At 68.7% G+C, this 6,005-nt stretch carries 6 protein-coding genes and 1 pseudogene; 3 read left to right on the forward strand and 4 right to left on the reverse strand.

What is annotated here, in order from left to right; translation table 11 throughout:
* Positions 1-94 precede the first annotated feature (94 nt).
* A complete protein-coding gene (locus BM297_RS20000; RefSeq protein WP_092435199.1) occupies positions 95-2,668 on the forward strand; it encodes a TRAP transporter permease in 2,574 nt (857 codons plus the stop codon).
* A gap of 117 nt (positions 2,669-2,785) precedes the next feature.
* A complete protein-coding gene (locus BM297_RS20005; RefSeq protein ID WP_092435202.1) occupies positions 2,786-3,478 on the forward strand; it encodes a cytochrome b/b6 domain-containing protein in 693 nt (230 codons plus the stop codon).
* Between the two features lie 100 nt (positions 3,479-3,578).
* Here the strand turns inward: BM297_RS20005 and BM297_RS20010 are convergent, their stop codons facing one another.
* From BM297_RS20010 to BM297_RS20025, 4 genes are all read right to left on the reverse strand, one after another.
* Positions 3,579-4,049, reverse strand: coding sequence for a c-type cytochrome (locus tag BM297_RS20010; RefSeq protein WP_394328027.1), 471 nt, complete (start codon positions 4,047-4,049; stop codon positions 3,579-3,581).
* An 89-nt stretch (positions 4,050-4,138) separates the two neighbouring features.
* Positions 4,139-4,555, reverse strand: a complete 417-nt coding sequence (locus BM297_RS20015) for a YeeE/YedE family protein (protein WP_092435205.1) — start codon at positions 4,553-4,555, stop codon at positions 4,139-4,141.
* On the reverse strand, positions 4,552-4,992 hold the full coding sequence (locus BM297_RS20020) for a YeeE/YedE family protein (RefSeq protein WP_092435209.1): 441 nt from the start codon (positions 4,990-4,992) through the stop codon (positions 4,552-4,554). Before BM297_RS20020 ends, BM297_RS20015 begins: the two co-directional genes overlap by 4 nt.
* Entirely contained in the window at positions 4,989-5,309 is a 321-nt protein-coding gene (locus BM297_RS20025; protein WP_092435212.1) for an ArsR/SmtB family transcription factor, read from the reverse strand. Before BM297_RS20025 ends, BM297_RS20020 begins: the two co-directional genes overlap by 4 nt.
* A 300-nt stretch (positions 5,310-5,609) precedes the next feature.
* On the opposite strand from BM297_RS20025, the pseudogene BM297_RS20030 reads away from it, so the two are divergent.
* Positions 5,610-6,005, forward strand: a pseudogene (locus BM297_RS20030) (NAD(P)(+) transhydrogenase (Re/Si-specific) subunit alpha); the annotation flags it as partial.

The following is a 6,005-nucleotide window of genomic DNA, read 5'->3' on the forward strand; positions in this document are numbered from 1 at the left end:
CTAGTAGCGCCCGCCATGCCGTTTCCTTCCAGAACCCGCGTGCCGCGAGGCCGCGGGTTCTGGCGTTATCCGTTTTCCGATGCAGGTTCACCCCATGCATGACAAGCAACTCTCCGCCGAGGAACTGATCGCCCAGGACGTGGGCGGCCGCCTGCCCGTGGGCGCGATGGCCACGGTGATCGCCGGCCTGGCCCTGACCTGGTCGCTGTTCCAGTTGTGGATCGCCTCGCCGCTGCCCTTCGTGCTCGGCTTCGGCGTGTTCAACGACACCGAGACCCGCTCGATCCACCTGGCCTTCGCCCTGCTGCTGGCCTTCCTCGCCTACCCGGCGTTCAAGCGTTCGCCGCGCGACCGCGTGCCACTCGCCGACATCGCCCTCGGCCTGGTCGCCTGCGCTAGCGCCGCCTACCTGTTCATCGCCTACGAACAGCTGGCCCAGCGCCCCGGCAACCTGACCACCCTCGACCTGGTCACCGCCTGCGTCGGCATTCCGCTGCTACTGGAAGCCACCCGCCGCGCCCTCGGCCCGGCGCTGGCGGTGATCGCCCTGCTGTTCCTGGTCTACAGCGTCGCCGGCCCGTGGATGCCCGACCTGCTGGCGCACCGCGGGGTGAGCTTCACCGCGCTGGCCAACCACCAGTGGATCACCACCGAAGGCGTGTTCGGCATCGCCCTCGGCGTGTCGACCAGCTTCGTGTTCCTGTTCGTGCTGTTCGGCGCGCTGCTCGAGCGCGCCGGTGCCGGCCACTACTTCATCCAGCTGGCCTTCAGCCTGCTCGGCCACCTGCGCGGCGGCCCGGCCAAGGCCGCGGTGGTGTCCTCGGCGCTGACCGGGGTGATATCCGGGTCGTCGATCGCCAACGTGGTGACCACCGGTACCTTCACCATCCCGATGATGAAGAAGGTCGGCTTCTCCAAGGAAAAGGCCGGCGCAGTGGAGGTGGCCTCCTCGGTCAACGGCCAGATCATGCCGCCAGTGATGGGGGCCGCCGCCTTCCTGATGGTCGAGTACGTCGGCATGCCCTACGTGGAGATCATCAAGCACGCCTTCCTGCCGGCGGCGATCTCCTACATCGCGCTGTTCTACATCGTCCACCTCGAGGCGCTGAAGCTCGGCATGCAGCCGATCGGCACGCGCCAGGCCAAGCCGTGGCTGCGCCGCCTGACCGGCTTCGCCTTCGGCGTCGCGCTGATTTCCGGCCTGTCGCTGGCGGTCTACTACGGCCTCGGCTGGCTCAAGCCGGCGCTCGGCGCCTACGCCCTGCCGGGCGTCAGCCTGCTGCTCGCCGTTGCCTACCTGGGCCTGCTGAAGATCGCCGCGAGCAACCCACCGCTGCCCGCCGAGGACCCGGACAAGCCGCTGGAAGTGCTGCCCGAGACCCGCGCCGTGCTGCTCTCCGGCCTGCACTTCCTGCTGCCGGTGGTGGTGCTGGTCTGGTGCCTGATGATCGAGCGCCTGTCCCCCGGCCTGTCGGCGTTCTGGGGCTCGGTGATGCTGATGGTCATCCTGCTCACCCAGCGCCCGCTGCTCAGCTGGCTGCGCGGTGACGGTGGGCGCACCCACGGCAACTTCGTCGACGGCTGCGTCGACCTGCGCGAGGGCCTGATCGCCGGTGCGCGCAACATGATCGGCATCGGCATCGCCACCGCCGCCGCCGGCATCATCGTCGGCGCGGTGTCGCAGACCGGCGTCGGCCTGGTGCTCGCCGACCTGGTCGAGCTGCTGTCGATGGGCAACCTGCTGCTGATGCTGCTGCTCACCGGGGTGTTCAGCCTGATCCTTGGCATGGGCCTGCCGACCACCGCCAACTACATCGTGGTGTCCAGCCTGCTGGCGCCGGTGATCGTCACCCTCGGCCAGCAGAACGGTCTGATCGTGCCGCTGATCGCCGTGCACCTGTTCGTCTTCTACTTCGGCATCATGGCCGACGTCACCCCGCCGGTGGGCCTGGCCTCGTTCGCCGCCGCCGCGGTGTCCAAGGGCGACCCGATCAAGACCGGCGTCACCGCCTTCTACTACAGCCTGCGCACCGCGGTGCTGCCGTTCCTGTTCATCTTCAACACCGACCTGCTGCTGATCGACGTCGGCTTCGCCCACGGCGTGCTGATCTTCGTGGTCGCCACCATCGCCATGCTGATCTTCGCCGCCGCCACCCAGGGCTTCTTCCTGGTGAGGAGCCGCTGGTACGAAAACCTGCTGCTGCTGCTGGTGGCCTTCACCCTGTTCCGCCCGGGCTTCTGGATGGACGTGGTCCACGATCCCTACCGCGAGGTGCCGCCGGCGCAACTGGCCGCGGCGCTCGGCGAGGTCGAGGCGGACAGCAGCCTGCGCCTGCGCATCCGCGGCGAGGACGCCCTCGGCGATCCGCGCACCTTCACCGTGCTGCTGCCGGTGCCGGACGGCGAAAATGGTGAAGATCGCCTGGGCAAGCTGGGCATCCAGCTGTACCAGCAGGACGGCAAGACGCTGATCGACAACGTCGCCTTCGGCAGCCCGGCCGCCGACCTGGGTCTGGAGTTCGACCAGCAGATCCTCGACGTGCGCGCGCCCACCGACCGCTGGCCCAAGGAGCTGATGTGGATTCCGGGCTTCCTGCTGTTCGCCCTGGTCTACGTCCTGCAGAAAGGCCGCCGCCGCGCGGCCGACCTGCAGCCTGTCGGGGGCTGAACCGCAGACCAGCGACGCGGTCTCACCCCTCCAATGGCGGCGCCTCTCGGGCGCCGCCGCACTTTCCACCGGCAAGACTGTGCGCCCGCAAGACTTCCTGCCAGCAAGGACAAGCTGATGACCCTGCATATCCACATCTGGGACCTGCCCACCCGCGTCTTCCACTGGTCGCTGGCGCTCAGCGTCGGCGCCGCCCTGCTCACCGGCTGGCTCGGCGGCAACTGGATGGTCTGGCACGGCCGCCTGGGCCTGTTGATCGCCGGCCTGCTGGCCTTCCGCCTGGCCTGGGGCGTGCTCGGCTCCACCTACGTGCGCTTCGGCCAGGTGCTGCACCTGCCGCGCAGCCTGCCGGCCTACCTGCGCGGCGAATGGCACGGCGGCGGCCACAGCCCGCTGGGCTGGCTGTCGGTGCTGGCGATGCTCGCTGCCCTCGGCTTCCAGGTCGGCAGCGGCCTGGTCGCCAACGACGACATCGCCTTCACCGGCCCGCTGTACCGGCTGGTCGACAGCGCCACCAGCAGCACCCTGACCAGCCTGCACCGCCAGGGCATGTGGCTGGTGATCGCGCTGGTCGCCCTGCACCTGGTTGCACTGCTGTTCTACCGCCTGGTGCACGGCGAGAACCTGGTCGAGGCCATGCTCCACGGCAAGCGCCGGATGCCGGCCGCACGGCCGGTCAAGCCGGCCAGCGGCGGCAGCCTGCCGGCGCTGGTGATCGCCTTGGCCTTCGCCGCCGCCACCGTGTGGGCGGCCAATGGCGGCTGGATCCCGGCGCCCCCGCCGGCGGTGCAGAGCGCGCCGGCCTGGTAACGAAAAAGGGCGACCCGCGGGTCGCCCTTTTTCATGCAAGGCAAACGGCCATACAGCCCCTGTGAAAGCGTCGCGAGCGCAACCGCGGTCACACGGTCTGTCAGTCCATGCGGAACTGGTCGTGGCAGCCCTTGCAGCTCTTGCCCACCTCGCCGAAGGCCTGGGCCACGGCGGCCTTGTCACCCTCGGCGGCGACCTTGGCCAGGTTGTTGGCGGCCTGGTTGAAGGCGATGGCCACCTTGGCGACCTCTTCCTTCTGGGTGAAGAACTCCGGCTTGACCCGAGTCTTCTCGTCGCCCACCGACTGCTCGGTGCCCGGACCGTACAGCGCGCCCATGCCGGAGTTGGCGATGGCGGCGATGGCGTTGGCGGCGGCGGCCACCTGGGCCTGGTCGTAGGCCACAGAGCCGTCGATGGCCTGCGCCTTGATCTTGCCCATGTTCCAGGCCATGAAGCTGTAGCCGGCCTTGCGGTATTCGATCTGGTCTTCCGGGCTGACCTGGGCCACGGCCAGGCCGGCGGCGCCGGTCAGCAGCAGGCCGGCGGTGCAGGCGATCAGTTTGTTCATCATCAGGTATTGCTCCCTTTCCATAGAGACAGGATCACGTTGGAGCCGGCCCACAGGCCGGCAGGGGCTCTAGCCTAGCCGTTTTGCGCGGATCACGCGCGGCGCGCTTCATACCAGCGATACAGGCCCATGCCGGCCAGCATGGCGATGACGAATGGCAGGACGGCGGCGTTGCCGCTGCCCAGCACCACCACCGCCGGCCCCGGGCAGATGCCGGCGATGCCCCAGCCGATGCCGAACAGCAGGCTGCCGATCACCAGTTGGCGGTCCGGTTCGCGCTTGCTCGGCAGCTGCATCGGGCAGCCGGCCAGCGACTGCGTGCGGCGCTTGGCCAGGGTGAAGGGGATCAGCGCCGCGGCGATGCCGCCGCCCATGACGAAGGCCAGCGACGGATCCCAGTTGCCGGCCAGGTCGAGGAAGGCCAGCACCTTGGCCGGATTGGCCATGCCGGCCAGCAGCAGGCCGATGCCGAACAACAGGCCACCGATGAATGCAGTCAGACGGTTCATGCTCCAGCTCCCAGCAGATGGCGGACGACGTAGACGGTGGCGAAACCGGTGGCCATGAAGCTCAGGGTCGCCACCAGCGAGCGCGGCGACAGCCGCGACAGGCCGCAGATGCCGTGACCGCTGGTGCAACCGGCGCCCAGGCGCGCGCCGAAGCCGACCAGCAGGCCGGCGAGCAGCAGTCCCGGCACGCCAACCTGCATCTCGATCACCGGCAGCGCGGCGAACGCCTGCCACAGCCAGGGGGCGAGCAGCAGGCCGAGGACGAACAGCAGGCTGTCCAGGCGGCCGCTGGCCTTCGGGTTGAGCAGGCTGCCGAGCAGGCCGCTGATCCCGGCGATGCGCCCGTTGGCGAGGACGAACAACCCGGTGGCCAGGCCGAGCAGAATGCCGCCGGCCAGGGCGCTCCAGGGGGTGAAATTGGCCCAGTCGATGGTCATGGTCGCTCCTCCGAGCAGAATTGCTGATACAGGGTGTGGATCACCGCCAGCGCGGCGGCACTGGCGATGCGGTAGTGGATCTGCTTGCCGTCGCGGCGGGTGGCCACCAGCCCCTCGCGGCGCAGCACGCCGAGCTGCTGCGACAGGGTCGGCTGGACGATGCCCAGCGTCTCCTGCAGCTCGCCGACGTTGCGCTCGCCCTCGGCCAGCTGGCAGAGCAGCAACAGGCGATCCGGATTGGCCAGAACCTTCAGCAGCTGGCTGGCCGCCTCGGCATTGGCACGCAGGCGGGCGAAATCGGCGCAGGCGACAGGCATGGCAGCTCCAAACACTTAACCTGAATACAATATATTTATAAGTAAACTGTAAAGCAAGCCGTCCGCTCGCCTACTACCTTCGACTGAAAAACACCTCATTTCGGCCAAAGTCGACTTGCAATTTTCGTCTCGTTTCATGCCAAAACAGTTGAACCGCAAGTACCTGCCCCGGCACAATCCCGCGCAACAAAGCCCCGCCGCCGGTCCGCGCACAGCGCCACCGGCCCTCTAGCCAGCGGATCTGGCGTCCTGCGGGAGCGACGAACAACAACAATTTCGTTTGCCAATGGAGATTTGCTCATGCAAATCGGTATACCGCTCGAAACCCACGCCGGGGAAACCCGCGTGGCCGCCACGCCGGAAACGGTCAAGAAACTCCTCGCCCAGGGCCACCAGGTCATCGTGCAGAGCGGTGCCGGCGTTGCCGCCAGCATCCCCGACGACGCCTACGCCGCCGCCGGCGCCCACCTCGGCGACGCCGCCGCCGCCCTCGGCGCCGAGCTGGTGCTCAAGGTGGTCGCCCCCAGCGCCGCCGAACTGGCCCTGATGCAGCCCGGCGCCGTGCTGGTCGGCATGCTCAACCCGTTCGACAGCGACAACCTGGCGCGCATGGCCGGACACGGCATCACCGCCTTCGCCCTCGAGGCGGCGCCGCGCACCTCGCGCGCGCAGAGCCTCGACGTGCTGTCCTCGCAG

It is taken from the genome of Geopseudomonas sagittaria (assembly GCF_900115715.1).
Taxonomy (GTDB): Bacteria; Pseudomonadota; Gammaproteobacteria; order Pseudomonadales; family Pseudomonadaceae; genus Geopseudomonas; species Geopseudomonas sagittaria.